This is a genomic window from Chitinophagales bacterium, from assembly GCA_019694975.1.
Taxonomy (GTDB): domain Bacteria; phylum Bacteroidota; class Bacteroidia; order Chitinophagales; family UBA10324; genus JACCZZ01.
Genome location: JAIBAY010000001.1, coordinates 92534 through 111457 on the forward strand (window position 1 = coordinate 92534; position 18924 = coordinate 111457).

The following is an 18924-nucleotide window of genomic DNA, read 5'->3' on the forward strand; positions in this document are numbered from 1 at the left end:
GACGAATTTTAAGCATCCTTAACCCTCTTAAAAAGAGTCATAAACAATATTATAAGAATAGGAATAAAATTTATAGCCGTAAGAAAAACACCATCATCAGAATTTATTAGAAAATAACCCATAAATGTCCACAATCTGTAATTGATGTATATGTTGCTAATATCCAACGTATCTAAAGCCAATGCAAAGTATACTCCTGTTGCAAAAATAAATCCATTTCCGAATAAATTAAATTGAAATATCTGTAATATATTACTAACAATAGATAAATTGAAAGATAGCTGGTCTACCCTGATAAAAAGATAGCCTCCAGACACAAGAAGCAGCAAAATTAAAGGTCCAAGAAACAAAAAATTCAATAATGTATATGTTACAGCTAAAGTATACATACCCCAAAGGCCGCAAGCAAATTGGTATAAGCCCAGTATTCTAAAAAAAGTGTTACGGAATTTATTCTCCATGAACTTTGAAACTTACTTTATTAATTAATGTAGGGCGGATATAGTGCTGCTTCTTACCGTCAAAATCTATCATGATCACATCGGCTGCACAATACCCAAGATGCATGGTAACATCCTGTCTTTTCACATACCGGCTTAAGTGATAGCAATACTGACTATAGCCGTAACCATCCGGATGCTGCCCCAAATATTCCTGCCACAATAACTGGCGGGTTACACCGGTCTTTTCTAGTTCAGATCACGTACTGCTAAAATGCCGAACAAGTTGCTCCAGGCGAACGGTATCCTGCCTTGGTGAGTCGTTCAGATATGTCCCGTCCGCTAACTGTTTATTAGTTAACTCACCGACACTGTCTTCCAACAGTGACAAATATTTACGTACACTGTTCCTGCTAATCCCTATGCGGCGGGCCATTTCACGGATGGCGATGCCATCGGTTCTAAGCTGCAGGATTTGTTTTATTTGTTCCATTGCAATAGGCTTTTGTGACATGTCTCCCGTATTGGTTTAAGGAGTCCAATAATATCAAAAGCACTGATGCAATGATTACTTTCAGGTGGGTCAACATGCCGGAATGTCAGTCGACAGAACTTGTCTTCCCATGACCTTGCAATGGGTGGGTCAACATAGCTCGGAATCTCCACCTAATCTATGCAAGGTTGGTATTTCTTCAAGTCTTTCCTGTAAAGTTGTTACAGCATGACGATTTATTTTTTGCATCTAGTTATTAATTCATTCAAAAAATTTGGCTTTTGTATACTTACATTCACTCAGAGCATTGTGATATTACTTTCTGATCTGGTCGCGTATAGCCTATGGCAAATAGCTCAATAAATTTTCCCCTTTATGCCATGTCCAACGTTGAATTAAATATTCTTAAGTCACTTGTTCTGTAGTATGTTGATTTCTAAAACGCCCGCATTTTAGTGAAAACTAGATGCTGTCATCACTGTACTCGACGAGAAGATTCATAGCCGGTCGGCATTATGTTTCCTTCCAAATCGGTAACATTTGGCTTGTGAAGTTCGTGCCATCTTTTTAAAAAGCCATCTATATTTTCCATATCCGATTTAATCAATTTTTTTAATTTCTGGATTTCGATACCATAGCCTGATTTTGTATAGTAAGTTCCTACTTTATGCTGAGGCAAAAAAAACATATAAAACAATGGTGGACCTTTATAATCTTCACTTCGTAATCTCATATTTGTGAAATTATTTGGAGGAATTCCAAACTTAAGACCATCATAACTATTTAGTTCGCTTATTAAATTTAATTTATGTATAATTTTAAATACATTTATGTATATTTTTATATATTTATCTCCACTTGAGATATATACTCTAACTATTTCTAAAACATCTTCATTTTCAACTCTGCCAAACTCATAAATATATCCTTGAATGCCGCTGTAATATTCTCCATACCATGAATTTTTAAATGGCCGTGAAACGAACTTGCATTTTTCTAATGCAGGTATTCCCGCTTCTTTGAAAAGTTCATTTCTGTCTCTCAATAGTTTTTTATCAGATACTTTATAAAACAATCTCATATTTATTGCTTATTACTTTTTTTGCGCATCCACACCTGTACCTGCTCCAACAATTGCGGCTTTCGCTATGTTGCCTAGTCCTTGACTAGTAGTTCTATCTATGATTAGCCCACCAGGGGTGGTAACTAGTGGTCGCGCACTAACTTGATTACGCGTTAATGTGGAACTATTAAATTTACTTTCTACAGTTAACCTTCCTCCCGTAAAAACATTTATCATATCGAAATCATACTTTGCAACCGCAGGTCTACCTGTTGATGTTTTACCACCTGTTAGAACTTCAGCTTTTCCAGCACTTTTATAACCTTGAACTCCATATTTAATTTCAGTGACTGCTTCTCCTAGTTTACCTTTAGCGGATTTTGATAAGTTATTAGTTCCACTATTTACAGCATTGCCAACCAACTTCCCACCAGCACCCAAGGCAGCTCCAACAGTTGCGTCAGCCACTACATTAGTAAGTGTTGTGCTCTTTCCTTGAATGATTCTATTAGCTGCACCACCTATCGCATTTGCACTACCTGATACTGCCCCTATGCTTAATAAACTTGCTCCACCTGTAAACCCTGCTGTTCCACCCGTCAAAACGCCTTGCAAAGCAGCTCCACCTACAGCATTCCAGTTGTTTACAATTCCATAATCATAAAGCTGAGATAATATTTCAATGCCACCGCCCATAAGACCACCAATAACGGATCCAATTCCAGCTGTAGCACAATTTGGACATTTTCCATCAGGGTCAATGTTCATAACAGGGTCATTCCAAAATGCTGCATAAGGCGCTTTGTCAACTTGCTCAGGTTCATTAGCTAAAGGATCCACCACCCACCATCTCCCCACCTGTGGGTCGTACCAGCGGGCCCCGTAATCGAGCAAGTTTAGATTCAAAGAACGATGTAACTCTTTACTGTTATAAAGATAATTGTTTGTGTCAGAATTTTCTGATTGCCAGCTGATATCAGCCATAAGATTTCCATAGGGATAGTAATGATTAACCTGTACTACGGGGTTTGTCTGCTGACCAATCTTCAGCAACAAGGTGTCAAACCAGACATCCTGTTCACTGTCATTGTGCATTGAAACCCGCAGCTGATATTGCTGCGAACCGTCCGGGACATGAATGCCAACAGAATCAGCGATACAACTCCAGTAGCCACCCGTATCAACTTCTACACGCCATTGATTGATTTCCTGCCCGGATGTATCCCGTAAAGAAAGCAAGATGTAAGCCTCAGGTACGGCAAAGGATGTATCAGTTTTCAGTTGAGTACCAGCACTTTTCTTTTTTCCGGAGAGCAAAGCAGACAATCCTGTGATATTTAATTGAATACCAAAGGAAGGTTTGTTGACCTGGTTTCCAAAATCTGTTCCGTGCGGATTGCGCGGTGCATCTTGCATTTCAAGACTAAATGTTGGCCGCAATATTTCCTCACCATGATCTTGGGATGGTGCAGATTTCTGTGGATTGTTTTCAGCATAGTAATAATACACAGACAGTTGTAACGTATCCCCCGACTTAACAGGTACGTCTGTGTAGGGACCATCCATATCAGATAATTTACCCGACCAATTTCCCTGTAACGCAACTTCTTCATTACGGACGGTACTTACGTTTTTAAATTTGGGAAATTCAGCACCCTCTTCATTCGCATTTATTTCAAAGGTCAGATTGCTATTGGTCCAGGTCAGCTGCTGACCTTTAAATACAACTCTTACATTGCCAAGGTGATCTTTGATATAATAATAAGGTATCCAGTTTTCAGACGTATCTCTCAGCAGGTATCCATCCTCAAAAAGAATACGCTTTGGCCTGCCATCCTCATGGATAATATCACCGAAATAACCGGTTGCATGTACCTGTAGATTCTCTGTAATTTCCTCTTTCCTCTTTTCACCATTTGCATTGTACGTAACTTTTAAATGATCCTCCGCTTTCATAAACAATGAAGGAAGATTCAGATGGTTATAACTGATGTCTATTGACTTGTTTGCATCATTCAACATATTGCCGTTCGCATCATATGCATAGTCTGTTACACCTGGAACATCCTTAAAATCGAGGCTATTGCCCCAGCCAACCAATGGGACGTTGTCCGAAACCGATTTTAACTGATTACCGTTGTAACTGTAATTCAAATCGTCTGTTACGCCATATTCGAAAAGTGACGTTTGTGCATTACACGACACTGCACCATGAACTTTCATACCTTCAATGTTTCCATTTTCATCATATGACAATCCATCAACCGTATAGTGATCCGTTTCCGTAATACCTGCATTTGACGCCGTTCCATACTTAGCTTTTACCAAACGGTTCAACGGATCATAGTTAAAGCCATACATGCGGGTGCCCTCGTCACGGCAGCTTTTCCATGCCATCCATACAATATTACCGCCATATTGTGCCTCTGCATCAAGCAAAGGATATCCGTCATTATAATGCAATTCCATTCCCCAGTAGTCACCGTTTTCCTTAACATCATCAATATCATTCACTGTGGTAAGCCAGCCCCGGATATTGTATTTATAGTCTATTGTTTGCATTGATTTTTGAATAGCTACCGGCATGATACCTAATAAACTATTGTGGAGTTTACGCTTTATCATTTGTCCCAGTTCATTATAACTGAAACTTCCAGTCCAGATCTCAAGCTCTTCATTAACCTGCAGATACGTATTCTTCAAACGACCGGCATGATCATACTCATTCCTCGTCTTCCGAATCAGATCCGTATTGTAGCCCAGTCCGCCGCCTGACGGTACATAGCTATAATGGTGTATACGTTCCTGTTGCAGCACATCGCCAGAAAAGTTATATACAAAGGATTCACTTTCCGCTTCACCTTCATGATTGTTACCCTTTGTCTCAATTATTCTTCCCAGGTAATCATAGAAAGGAATTGTTTTTTCAATGATAGCTGGTGCTGATCCAATCACAATGTTGAATTGGCCGGTAATTTTGCCTTTCGACCTTGCCACCTGGTTTGACGAGCTGCTATAATCTGCATTTCCATCATCGTTAAAATCATAATGGTCATAATAGTTTACGGATAATTCTTCCAGCAATGTGGTAGGAAATGAAACATTAGTATATCCATTCGAAGATGCAGCCATCGATTCGTGGCATATTACAGCGGGTTGCCACAGATCATCCTGTAATTCAAGATAGGTTTTGCCGGCGATTGTTGTTAGGCCGGAAGAGATCATTCTTCCAAATGCATCAAACTTATGATACATCCACTTACCCGAAGTTCTGAGATTTGGATCCTGGGAAAGTGCTTCCCTGTTTAATTGATCATATACCAAATAATTCCAATCAATACCGGGCATTTTTTTTGCATATACCAATCCCCGCTTATTGTATTGACAAAAGAAATTCCACACATCGTCGGACTGTTTGACAGCAAAATTACCGGCTGCAACCATCTTATTGTATCCTTCCGGCGTAATAACCAATTGTAATCTTTCGAGATCATCATAACCATAGCATGTAATTGCGTAGTCAAATGTTTTCGGTACAGTACCGGAGTTAACTTTCGCAGGATGCTTTTCCATAATAACCTTGCCATTATTATCCTGGTAGGAAACATGCACATTGTCATTTTCATCTGTTGTTTCGGTCACCAGCAACGTTCCGGGTGCATAAAAGGAATTACCCGACCAGCTACCGGCAGATTCATTTAGAAGGAACAGTCGTACCTCGTTCAGATAATTCGCGCGATAGCTGAAGCGGACATTATGAAATCCCAAACTCCATGATTCACCCTGGCTGGCTTGCCGTAGAACCGTGTTCAATGGCGAGTTTTCAAATTCTTTTTCCGAGAATGGATATTCGGTTTGTTCGCATTCTGTGCCGGCAGCATAATAATTATACAAATCGGCTAAAGCATTGATTTTGTATTGCCCGGGAAAAGTGGCGGAAGGATATGGAAGGTAAGAACGCGGCTGCCTGCCATTAGCATCATATTCAATACAGGTTACAATATCCTTGCCTTGGGGACTTAAACCCACCTCAACTTTTTGAAAGGGCCGCCCGATACCATCTATATAAGTTATCGACCTGCGGCTTTGCATATTTGACAACGACGCGGATGAAAGAGCGGTTTTTTGTAATCCTTCCTGTATACTTGTTTCACTACGAATAAAATTGAGGTCATCGGAATTAGACTCATCACGATAATGATATTCTGTAAAACTTAAAGCATTGCCGAAATGATCTTCTGCATACTGAAAACGGCTAAGATGATCATATTCAAAATGGCTTATGTAGCTGTTTTCATCGCAAATCTCTGTGATGCCAGCCAGGGGCTTATAGGAATAACTCGTTACTGATGCGGTAACGGGATAAAACCGCAATTCATCAATTTTACCATTTCCGGTGATAAGGACTGAGCCGCTGCCCGAAAAATCCAATTGATACTGGTAGTAAGTGAAACCACCTATTACTTCACCCGTACTGCTGGATGCAACCGTATAACCAGTTCCCGAGAGGGTTACAGGTACGGTAGACCAAAATGTAAGGATGAATTTACCCAATTCGGGCACGTAGTGTGATATTGAACCCAGGTTGTAATAGCGCACTCCTGAAACAGCCCTTGGCATTAATCCTGAAGGATCCTCGCTTTGAATATTTGCCTGGTCATAGACAAACTGCCCCTGTGACGTGCTTTCAAATCCTGTGTAACCCACCTCATATAAGTTAGTATTATGGAATACCGCTGATACATCGCCTGAAATGTCGTCATAAACAACTGAAGTAATTTCTCCATAAGGTTGATGAAACTGCACCGGCTGTGCATGACTATTGTAATAATCAAATTTTAAACTGCCGCGATACCTGACATCGCAGATAAAGACATTGTTGACTACCTGCGACGTTGTGAAAGATGATTTTATGAGCGCATCCTTCAGATCCAGTTGAAAGATGGTATCCAATAATACCTTGTCATCAACTATCTTGAATTTGTTTAATGAACCGGCAACCAGGAAAGTGTCTTTTGCCATATTCAATTTACCGATTTCAGGATTATCTATGGAAAGCGCAATGCCATTTTTAATGCTTCCTGTGATAACCCCGTCACTCCCGCCATACACCTGGTTTGACAGATTTGCTTTCAGGGGGCTCTTCTTTGTTAGAATGTAGCTGTACTTTTCAACCACAGTATTATGCATATGCCTGGCATCACGCATTGCATCAAGCGCCTGTATCATTGGGTCATTGCCGCTATAGTTGTCAATAGCATAATCGGCAGGGTACCGGCAAACCAACGTTGCTTCCGTACCATCGGATCGGACAGTTTTCTTTCTGGTTAACTGAATATGCTCAGGGTTATCATAGAAATAACTTGTTGTTGATGTTATCAGTGTACCGTCGTGAAAATAGTCCACCTTCGTCTGCTCACGCAGATGAACCCATTGTGTTGTATAGTTGTAAAATGCGAATTGAAATGCATCTGCCCCTATTCCATTATAAAGTTGATCATTGATTAAATAGGCCACCTTTAATCCTGTAATGGCATTGAAATGATTATTCGTTTCAAAAACATATTCTGATGATGTTTCAGTAATAAGTCTGTTTTGATCATCATAAATCTTCTCGTTAAGCAGCAACCCTCTTTTGTAATCATAACTATTCGGCGGGGCAAATGGATAAGCCAATTTGCCGATATCAGGTGCAAATGAGAAAACACTGGTCTTGCGGCCAAAGGAACCGCTGCCATTGATTTGACGGTCGCCAAATACTTCAGTAACCTCCGGATAAAATACCGGATTACCATTGTAAGAATAAATGGGTGATTGGGAAATTGATGTTCTCACCTGGAAATCACATGTCATACCATCACCGCCTAACTCACTGAATCCCCTGGTTGTATAACCATAATCATAAACTATTGAGCTTATAAGGAAGCCGCTACACCTGGCAGTATCCGAATCCATTTGGTATGAATAATGCACGACCTGGTCATCTGCTGCATCTTCATTCGATTTTCTCAGATGTACTTCTTTTATGCGCAGCCCGCCGGCTGCCATAGATTTAACAGTGTCTTGCAGAAGTTGATAATAGTAAGTTGTAATAGTGGCATGCGCGCCAGTTCCGGAGCCAAGCATTTCAGCATAGAGATAGTAAGTGCCGGGGGTCAGTGTAATACAGTTTTCATATGCATCCGGTGTGCCTCTTTCAAAAAGTATCTCTCCAAGACTATTGCTAAGCACTACGTAAGCCTCGCATTCACAGGGCGGATTGCCAAGCTCTATCGATGTTGATATCCTGATTAACTGTTCTGCATTCACAAAAAAGGTATCCGCCGGTTTTGCGCTATTTGTGCCGTTGGCAGAAGCAAAGGCGCTCAGCATGATTTTCGGAATTTCATTAGCTTCGAAGGTATCGATGCCAAACTCATCCATGTATCTGCCGAACCTGTTACCTTCAAAGGTATAGGAGGCAGAACCTCCGAGCGGATAATGAATGCGCTTAAGGATGGCGGCCTTCGCGAACTCAGTGTTGGGATTCCGGTTGGCACCATCGGCAGCACCGTTAAATGACAGGCATTCCTCACCGGGATAAGCAGGAACGAGTGTCTGATTTGACAGCGCACCATTGTAATATCCCCAATGATCCTGGGCTTTGGAATTCCTCGAAGGCATGGGAAGGGAGTCATATTCAAGCTGGTATGGAGGTAGTGAAATTCCATCGCTACCCCGCTCCGTAATTTTATCCAGCATAAGCCTTTTGCACTCCCTGGTATTGCAATTTTGATCTTCAACAGGATGATAGTGATATTGAAAGTCATAAGATTTAACAATTTCATTTTCTGCGTTCACTACTTCAATTTTCGATAACGCATAATCAAATTCCGCATCTTCGCGTTCTGTTTCTGCATAAAACTTTACCGAGCCGGTTGAAAAATTTATCGCCTGTAACCTTTTCAATTCAATTTCAATTTGCGTCTCACATTCCGTGTCAAAATCTGCGCAGTACAAAAACGGGTCATTGAAGCGGGATTCGCTTGTGGTCGCATAGTATGCTATATCACCATCGGCATAATCAAAAGTGATGACGGTGCCACTGACGCTGGTTAGTGATGACAGATACCATGCTGACGGAATATTTTGATCAATCTGTTCAACACCTCCTTCGCAAACGGTTGTGGCTCTTGTCAATTCAATTTGATCGAATACATAAGTGCTGCCGTCCGGTGTAATGAATTTGAAAGAAGATAATTGTATTGGTGCAATGATCTTAATATCCTGATACGGAATGGTCCGGAAAATAAGTGCGCCTTCCGCGTCTTTTCCATCAATCACAAATTTTCCGGAATAGCCGGCGAAGTTGAAGAAGAATTCGTCCGGCTGCGCATCTATATGGTGGTCTGCAACATCCTCCAAATATTCATGCTGCTCCGCTGCATTGTAATTAGGAAATTCTGAAATACTCCCGGCAGTACTGATGAATCCTGCTATAGGCCGCTCATCCGGAAGGCCCATGACTGTTCTGGAAACTACTCCACCTGCATTCAGCGACCATCCTAAACCGACCCATGATGCTATTTCTCCAACTTTAATACCGCCACCATGATAAGAGAGCGAAATTGGAAGTTTCACATCATGATCGGCGATTTCATAGAGTGGAATATTTATGGAAGGAATCCCGGAACTTAGGTTGACCGGCGTGAGCGCATATTGCGCAAGTGCCGCTGCAGTAGGCGACGGAGGAATAACGGATATGTTCAATGGATCGGCAGGTTGTCCGTATAGCGAAAGATTGAACAGGGAAGCAACAAGCAGCAGGGTTAATCTGTGATATCGCAGCATATAATAAATACAGTTACCAGATATTAAATAATAACTTCAAAGATATCTTCATGCATAGCTAATGACAATAATCAAAAGAGATGATTTTACGAGGAAAATCCAATGCAGCTATATTGTTGTGCCATGTGTTTAGGGCACCTAGCTATTTATCGCGTATAAAAATGCAGTGTGGGTTTGTTACTGCGATAATAAGGTCACCAATCTGCAACAGTCATATTGATTGCGTACTGCAGAGTGTATCTTGCTTATGAGCCGGACAGGTTTATGCAACGGAAATAGTTTATCAAAATATCCCCTGCTTGTATGACGCGTAAATATGTTGCAATTAGAAGCTTTCCGCATGAAAGAAATCTTGGCGCCGTTTGCAGAACTGAATGACTTTTCCGATAAAACGGATTAGAACGTCATTACCTAATTTATTTTCTATGGCAGATTTAGTCACGGCACGGTGCAAACATGTAGTGTATACTTTGATCCGCCCACCAGTTTCTCATGGAGCCAAATCCGATCCACGGGAACTCTGCTAACAACTATCACAAGAATCATTTGATATGTCAACCGTGACACACAACGGCCGAGACATTTTTATCTGAAAATGATCAGTGCTGCACAACCGATTTATCTTTTTCCGCCAACCTCCAACCTCCCCAAACATTTGGAGCACACATTTTATTTCTTGAAATTCACCCTTTACCTATTTTCAAGCCCGTGAAAAGAAAAACATCCCACTCCTGTCTGAAGGTTTTTATGCTGGCCATTGGTTTGTGCCCGCAGCTTTCACTTGCGCAATCTTCCGTTACCTCATTCGTAAATCCGTTCACCGGCACCGGCGGCCACGGCCATACTTTTCCCGGTGCAACGCTTCCCTTCGGCATGGTGCAATTGTCGCCCGACACGCGTATTGACGGCAGTTGGGACGGCTGCGGCGGATATCATTACAGCGATTCCATCATCTACGGTTTCACGCATACCCATCTCAGCGGCACAGGCGTTAGCGATTACGGCGATATTCTGCTGATGCCAACACTGGGTGATCCCGTACTGACTCCCCTGAAAAACGGATCTTACAAAGCGGGATATGCAGCTCATTTTTCCCATGCACGCGAATCGGCATCGCCGGGTTACTATGCCGTTCATCTCGATGACGATAACATTGATGTGGAACTGACGGCATCCGTCAGGGCAGGCATGCATAAATACACCTTCCCGAAATCAGACCAGTCGAACATCATCCTCGACCTCGCCCACCGTGATGAGGTGGTTACCTCTTCCCTGAAAGTAATTGATGAGCGGCATGTGGAAGGTATGCGGCAGTCGAGAGGATGGGCAGCAAACCAGGTGATCTATTTTGCGATTGAGTTCTCCAAACAGTTTAATGGTTACGGCATTTCCGATAATGGCGCACTGCTGCCGGCAGGCTCCCTGCTGACAGATCAGGAACATTCATCAAAAAACCTGCAGGCCTTCTTTCAATTTAATACAGCCTACGGTGAAATCATTTCAGCAAAGGTGGGATTGTCTGCCGTAAGCATGCAAGGTGCGCGCAACAACCTGGAGCGGGAACTTCCCATGTGGGATTTTGAACAGGTGCGGAGGAATGCCGATGCCACCTGGAATCAGCAGCTCAGCAAAATTGAGGTGAAAGGCGGCTCGCCTGCACAGCTGAAAATATTTTACACGGCACTGTACCATTGCATGATTGCACCCAATACCTATAATGACGTGGACAAAAACTATCGTGGCAGAGACGGTAAGGTGCATAATGGAAGGCTTACCTATTACACCGTTTTTTCATTGTGGGATACCTACAGGGCTTTGCATCCGCTGCTTACCATCCTTGCGCCCAAAGAAACGGGTGACTTCATCCAGACTATGCTGTTGCAATATGAACAGTCGGGAAGATTACCGGTGTGGGAACTGGCTGCCAATGAAACGGATTGCATGATTGGTTACCATGCCGTTTCCGTTATTGCGGATGCCGCCGCTAAAGGGATTAAAACTTTCGACTATCAGCAGGCGCTCACTGCAATGAAAGGCAGTGCCAGCCAGGATATTTTCGGTTTATCCGCCTACCGGGAAAACGGCTGCATCAGTGTGTCAGACGAAGGAGAGTCTGTTTCCAAAACGCTGGAGTATGCGTATGACGACTGGTGCATCGCGCAAATGGCGCGAAAGATCAATGACACTGCTGCTTACCGCGCCTACCTGCAACGCGCACAGTACTGGAAGAATCTGTTTGATCCCTCCACCGGATTCATGCGGCCCAGGAAAAACGGGAATTTCATTTCACCCTTTGATCCATTTGAAGTGAATTTTAATTATACCGAAGCGAATGCATGGCAGTACCGGTTTGCAGTGCCGCAGGATATTGACGGTCTGAAGAAGATGATGGGTGCACAAAATTTTGAAGCTGCCTTAGACGCACTTTTCTCCGCTTCCACAAATATTTCTGGCAGAGAACAGCCGGATATCAGCGGCATGATCGGACAATATGCACACGGCAATGAGCCGAGTCATCACATGGCTTACCTGTATGACTATGCCGGTAATCCCGCGAAGACACAAACGCTGACACATAAGATCATGAATACCATGTACCATGATGCGCCGGATGGGCTCATCGGCAATGAAGACTGCGGGCAGATGAGTGCCTGGTATGTGCTGAGTGCCATGGGATTTTATCCCGTTACACCGGGCCAACCCGATTACGCTCTCGGCACGCCTCTCTTTGATACCATCAGGATTCACCTGGATAATCAGCGGACATTTACAATTGAAGCGCATCATAGCAATGACAGTGCTATATATATTCAGTCTATGAAGGTTAACGGCGTACCAACTGATACCTTTTTCATCACACAGGCAATGATCCTGACCGGCAAGACCGTTCGTCTCCAAATGGGCAATCAACCCGCTGCCGTTAAGCAAAATTGGATCACAGCTCCGCCTTCCGGTATTAGCGGTTACCAGATTGCAGTAAATCCGCAGATTGTGGCGGCAGACAAGTCATTCAAGGAGCAGATGAATGTTTCCCTGCAGTCAGCTGAACCGGGGAGTAAAATCTTTTTCACAAAAGACAATACCCATCCCGGAAAAAAATCTACGCCTTATGTAAAACCATTCACGATACGGGATAATACAACTGTGCAGGCGATTGCCGCCGGCAGTAATGGTGCCATGAGCAAAGCAGTGACGGCGCATTTTACAAAGATTGAAACAGCATGGCAGATTTCTTACCTGACCCGTTACGATCCGCAATATAACGGAGGTAGTGACCTTGCATTAATAGACGGGGAAACCGGCAACAGCAATTTTAAAAATGGTTCCTGGCAGGGATGGTGGGGCAAGGATATGCAGGTTATCGTTGACCTGGGAAAAATTCAAACCGTCACCGCTGCAGGCGCGGAGTTTCTGCAAACGCAGCAGGCATGGATCCTGTTGCCATCGGCGCTGGAGGTTGAAGTTTCTACAGACGGAATCGCATTTTCACCGTTCGCCATGGCACGGCATGATGTGGCAGCGATGGATAACAATGCCATCATAAAGCAACTGATTGCCAAAGGAGCGCCGCAACAGGTCCGCTTTCTGAAATTCACGGCGTATAACTACGGCAAGCTGCCTGCAGCACACCTGTCAGCCGGCAATGATGCCTGGATTTTTTGTGATGAACTATTTATTCGCTGAGAAACCCGTTGCACGCGGTGCTGATAATTATCTTATCAGGTCATAATAACCAAGGGCATGATATCTTACATTTACAGACTGTACTGAACGACATATTGAAAATCAATAAGAAGGTGATAAGTAAGCATGGACTGCAGGGTGGGATGAAGTTTCATTGAATGAAAATCAGCATCGGGCGTAACTTCCTGCAGATTGCATGAATAATTTGAATTGAATAATCAATGCATTGAAGCGAACATGCAGCACCATTTAGTAAAACAGTTTATGAGGTTTTTTCTGTTACTCCTGCTCTGCTTTGCCATGCAATCCACGTTACCGGTGGTTGCACAGTTGCCGCGATTCAAACCCACCACGATTGTTTATGACACCGCTTACCTAAACCGCTCGCCGTCCAAATGGTCTATCAGGCTGTATACTATTTCAAAGTATCAGCAATTCAGGTTGTACAGCGGTTCAACCGGTGCCTCGCTGCGCTATGCACCCAACAAGTTCCTGGCAATCGGCGGCGGTGCTTCTTACAACCGGCTCAACCTTGATTTAGCTTTTTATTCCTTCTCGAATAATCCGCAGGATGACAACACGCATGAAAGCAAAACTTTTGATTTCATCGGTTCATTGTATACCGGGCAGCACATGTTTGAGATATTCCTTCAGCAGAGCACAGGTATGTTTGGCTGGCTCTACGAAAACGGAGGCATCCTGCCCTCGGCAGCGGATACACTGATACCATTCCGGCCCGACATCAATGCTTTTAATGTTGGCGCAGATTATCATTTCCTTTTCAATTCCGAAAGGATGACGTTCGCATCGCTGATTGGTACTGAGGTACAAAAACGCAGTGCGGGAGGTGCACTGTTAGGTGTCAACTTCAATTCCTTCAACCTGCATGCCGACAGCAGCATAGTGCCTGTCGGATGGTCAGCTTTTTTTGAAGACCATGGAGAGCTTAACCAATTGAATATTTTCAATCTCGGACTGAGCGCAGGATATGGCTACACCTTTGTTTTTCCACTGCACTTGTTTCTTACACTGTCCATCGCGCCCGGCATTTCCTTCACCCGCAGTGAGGTATATGCAGATAATGCATGGTATGTTGCCGGTGATCCGGTAAAGGTTTCTTTCAAAGTAATCTCCAGGGGTGGATTCGGATACAGCGGAAATAAAATATACAGCATTCTTTCACTGGTGAATGATCAAAGCCTGATCAATCTTAATCACAAAAACCATTTCCAGGAAGACCTGGGTAAAGTAAAACTGGTTTTCGGCTATCGCCTGCATTAATGAATATTACGGGCCGCTGTTACGGTTATCCGAACTTCGCCTTTATCTTATCCACCATTTCACTCACGGCCGGGCAGATACCGATATTTTCAAATATTACATCAAGCTGTTCCGGCGACAGCCTCAATTTTGCAGGCGGATAGGTTCTGCAGCCCATTGGGCGAACTTCATAGATTGAACATTTATTATCGTCGCCTAAAAAAGTGCAGGGTAACGTCTTTGTAAAATATTCATAGTCCGGATCCGGCTTAAGATACTTTTTAATGAATGCTTCTTTCGTCATCTTAAAATGCCGGGCAATGCGCCTTATATCTGCAGCTTCAAATACCGGCTGCGCTATCTTACAGCAATTGGCACATTCAAGGCAATTGGTATGTGCAAACACTTCGTCGTTAACCGCCTTAAATGCTTTATCAAGGCCTTTGGGTTTATCAGTCTTGAAACGATCAAAGAGCTTCTTATTACTTCGCCGCTGCACTTTTGCCTGTTGCTTTACTTTTTCAATCAGTCTTCTGAATTTCGCTGTTGTTGCCATCGTATTTTTATCGCGCGCAAAGGTATATAAATGGAATGGTTGTAGTGAGTGACGGCATCCATCAACATTGTGACCTCTTACAATGTTTAGCAGGATATCAGTCCCGCTTCAACAACCGCGCAACATACTTGCCGATGATGTCATACTCAATGTTAGCCTGATCGCCTTCTTTTAAATCCTTGAAGGTGGTATGTTCAAGTGTATATGGAATGATGGCCACCGAGAATTTCTTTTTGGATGCTTTGACCACCGTAAGGCTCACCCCATTTATACAAACTGAACCTTTCTCCACCAGCAACCGGCTTTTTGCTTCGCTGATCATGAAGGTATACATACGGCTGCCCTCTCTTTCCTCCACCTTCGCGCATTCCACCAGTTCATCCACATGACCCTGTACCAGGTGTCCGTCCAGTCTTCCGTTCATCAGCATGGAACGTTCCAGGTTAATCTCATCTCCTACCTTTCGATTCCGCAGGTTCGACCGTTGCAGTGTTTCATCGATTGCAGTTACTATATGACGATTGCCATCCACTGCTGTAACGGTAAGGCAAATTCCGTCATGTGATACACTCTGATCAACCTTCAATGCATGGCTGATCGCTGATTCCAGTGTGAAATGGATATTTCCGTCCTCCCGTTGAATAGCTGCGATATGTCCCGTCGTTTCAATAATGCCTGTAAACATGCTGATTTTAATTTTTACTGTGATGAAGTTTATTCAATCACTATTCCCGCAGGTAGCTGATCCATCATCATGACAGCAGTAATTAGTTTTGTGCATCTGCATGATGATGAAATTACAGCGTTACTGCAATATCACCTGAACAGATGAATATAACCATTCAGCGTAGGCAATGCTTTTATATCACCGCCGGCAAACACGTCACAAACATAATAGTAAGTGCCTGCGGCCACCTCCTTGCCTGTTTTCATATCCCTGCCATCCCAGCCGATAAACGGATCAGTGGTTTGATAAACCAGCGTGCCCCATTGATTAAAGATCTTTATGTCTATTTTCTCAACAAAGCGAATGGGCAGGAACGGATGATACAGGTCATTTCTTTCGTCGCCGTTTGGTGTAAAAACATTAGGCAACTCATACACCGGGCAGTTCTCCACACACACTACATTCGACTGCGGGCCCTCATTGGCATAAGAATCAACAGCTGCCACTGCATAACAACCGGCTATCGCATCCTCCTGTGTATGGATGAAAAAAGTATCACTCAGAGCAGCTAGCAAGGTCAATGGCTGATCGGCAGTTGGCGCGAAATATACCTTGAATGAGATTACATCATCTGCGCAACTGTTATTCGGGTTAGTCCATGACAATAGGTTGGAAAAACCGGTTAGTGAGAAATTATCGGTGTTGCATAGATTACTGATGGCAAGCACCGGCGCGCATGGGCCTATCGTATCAACAGGAACATCGCAAACACGCTGAGAGAGGTTGAGGATAGGGTCAATAAAGCCGGGAGCGGAATAGCTGCCCACACTTTTCACATAATAACATTGCTCAATGCCGTTGGCCAGTGAATCATCGGCATAACTCAATGAAGTGCTGACACCAATTGAATCAAAAATGCCCACCGCATTTTTACGATAAACCACGTAATAAGTATTTTGCCAGGGAACCTGCAATGTCCAGTCAAGCAAGACAGCATTATCAATACCAGTAGTATTCAGAAAAACGCTGGAAGCAAGTTCCGTTTCTCCTATGAAATTACCATTTGAGTAAAAGCCGATTTTATAGGTATATGGATTACTGAGCGTGTTCAATCCTGCATCATCATAAGTGGAATCAGTCAGCGTACCAAATGTAGCCGCAGTGAATGAGTCAATACGCTGCATTTGTCCGCCCGGCAATCCTGCCGAACGCCAGATAACATATTTGTAGGGCCCGGGATTCTGCAGCGTGTCCAGGTCAAGCGGACTTGGTTTTGACCATGCGATGTACATCGTACCATTGCTTGCGGAAGTGGACGTTACACTTACATTCGTTATCACCGGCACTTCTTTCAGCAGTTGCGCACATGCTTCTGCAGAAGGAAGACTCTCCACATTGTTATAGTAGAAGCCGGCAGGTTCAGGTGTTTTATCTGCAAACTCTGCCAGTATCCGGTAACAGTACAACTTACCCCGGTCTGCACCTTCATCTGTGTACTGATAACCGGGAAGATGTTCTGCGATTTTTATATACCCTTTACCATTCAAACCTACGTCGCAGTTGCCGGCCGTAAATGGATTACTGCCTTCCTTTCTCCAAACGGAAAAACCTATGAAACGCGCTGTAGCAGCACAGGAATATGGCTCTTCCCAACTTACAATCACATCATTTCCTGCCGGTATTGCCTGCACATTTTGCGGTGGCGGTGCAACAACAGTAATAAGCCAGTTTTTCAAATCTACGAGGGGAATCGAATAGCTGTCCTGCGCCTTAAATATCACCTGGTAAAATGGCCCTCTGACATGATCGCACGTTGTATTCCATGTAAAATTGCCAACGGCTTCTCCTTCCCCTGAAACCGCGCTGAAAGTGGCAGGGCTGATGGCCAGTTCATAGGGGCCGCCATTGGAAGTCATGGTAACATGCTGGCCAAAATCCGGATCTGTCGCTGTTACCTCCAGTTCTAACTTACTGCCTGCAATTACGCAGGTATCAAAAACTTCTTCCACCACCGGTGGATTGTTGTTTGTACAGTTTACAATCACTTCCATGTCGCGCACCATGGTGCCGATACAAATGCCCTTTCTGAATTCCCTGATAAGGATTGCGAAGTTGTATATATCGCAGAAAATAGGTGTGCTCCAGACCACTTCACCGGTAGCATGATTAATAGTGAATGACTGACCTGCCGGTGTTCCGGGAATCTGATCCGGATCAACATAGTTCTGCACGGGAAGGCTTGCACCCTTCCTGGGAACAATAAAATCAAAAGTCAGGCTGTCGCCATCAGGGTCATATGCATTCGGATTATGAATAAAAGTCTGAAAGGCATTCGCAAAGTCAATCGGCGGATTTAATAAAACAGGTGAGCTGTTAAATGCATAAAACTGCGGGTCAGGAATCTTCAGCGTGTCTTCGATATAAAATGGTTCGTTTACTGAATTACCGCCATTGATATTGATGATATCGGAAATACGGTTCGGATCTGTCATCGACAACACATAAGCGCCCATTCCCGGATAAGTATGAACACCGGTATATTCATTGTATTTTATGTCGTTGCCTATGTAGACGCCATTGCCGCCTCCGTTGGTACGTGCCAGTGTATCGCGGGTGCCATCGCCCCAGACAATCTCGAGACTGTCTCTGTCGGCTGCCACAGAACTCTCTTTAGTATATGTAATGATTGTTGCCTCGTAGGTAAAGCCGGAAAGGTGCCTGTAGACAATTTCTCCGGCGCGGTTATGCGTTGCACTTGCATCTGAAATGAAAACCAGACATAGAAGAAATGAAAAGACGGATTTCAGTATACCCCTGCCTGATAAGATGAAATTACTGCCCATGAATTTCCGGTGTAGTCTTGCAAATTACAACTATTTTAGAAGCTGCATGAAGCGCAAACAGGTTGGAATTAATTACTGGTATATCAGT

The 18924-nt window shown here is 43.5% G+C and carries 9 protein-coding genes; 2 read left to right on the forward strand and 7 right to left on the reverse strand.

The features are described from left to right. Positions 1–8 precede the first annotated feature (8 nt). From K1X61_00290 to K1X61_00305, 4 genes are all read right to left on the reverse strand, one after another. Positions 9–461: a hypothetical protein gene (locus tag K1X61_00290; protein MBX7107062.1), complete on the reverse strand. Its 453-nt coding sequence runs from the start codon at positions 459–461 to the stop codon at positions 9–11. Between the two features lie 238 nt (positions 462–699). Next, entirely contained in the window at positions 700–954 is a 255-nt protein-coding gene (locus K1X61_00295; protein ID MBX7107063.1) for a helix-turn-helix domain-containing protein, read from the reverse strand. Positions 955–1408: 454 nt separating this feature from the next. Then, complete coding sequence (locus tag K1X61_00300; GenBank protein MBX7107064.1) at positions 1409–2014, reverse strand: hypothetical protein; 606 nt, start codon at positions 2012–2014, stop codon at positions 1409–1411. Positions 2015–2026: 12 nt separating this feature from the next. Continuing rightward, on the reverse strand, positions 2027–9826 hold the full coding sequence (locus K1X61_00305) for a hypothetical protein (protein ID MBX7107065.1): 7800 nt from the start codon (positions 9824–9826) through the stop codon (positions 2027–2029). A gap of 708 nt (positions 9827–10534) precedes the next feature. Between K1X61_00305 and K1X61_00310 the strand changes: the two genes are divergently transcribed. Continuing rightward, a complete protein-coding gene (locus K1X61_00310) occupies positions 10535–13510 on the forward strand; it encodes a GH92 family glycosyl hydrolase (protein ID MBX7107066.1) in 2976 nt (991 codons plus the stop codon). Between the two features lie 264 nt (positions 13511–13774). Continuing rightward, positions 13775–14791 (forward strand): DUF4421 domain-containing protein, encoded by a 1017-nt coding sequence (locus tag K1X61_00315; GenBank protein ID MBX7107067.1) that lies wholly within the window; start codon positions 13775–13777, stop codon positions 14789–14791. A gap of 25 nt (positions 14792–14816) precedes the next feature. Here the strand turns inward: K1X61_00315 and K1X61_00320 are convergent, their stop codons facing one another. The 3 genes from K1X61_00320 to K1X61_00330 all read right to left on the reverse strand — a co-directional run bounded on the left by K1X61_00320 (position 14817) and on the right by K1X61_00330 (position 18836). After that, entirely contained in the window at positions 14817–15326 is a 510-nt protein-coding gene (locus K1X61_00320; protein ID MBX7107068.1) for a YkgJ family cysteine cluster protein, read from the reverse strand. Between the two features lie 97 nt (positions 15327–15423). Beyond that, positions 15424–16011 carry a riboflavin synthase gene (locus K1X61_00325; protein ID MBX7107069.1) on the reverse strand — a complete coding sequence of 196 codons (588 nt, stop codon included), beginning with the start codon at positions 16009–16011 and terminating at the stop codon, positions 15424–15426. A gap of 131 nt (positions 16012–16142) precedes the next feature. Next, positions 16143–18836, reverse strand: coding sequence for a gliding motility-associated C-terminal domain-containing protein (locus tag K1X61_00330; protein ID MBX7107070.1), 2694 nt, complete (start codon positions 18834–18836; stop codon positions 16143–16145). Positions 18837–18924: the final 88 nt, after the last annotated feature.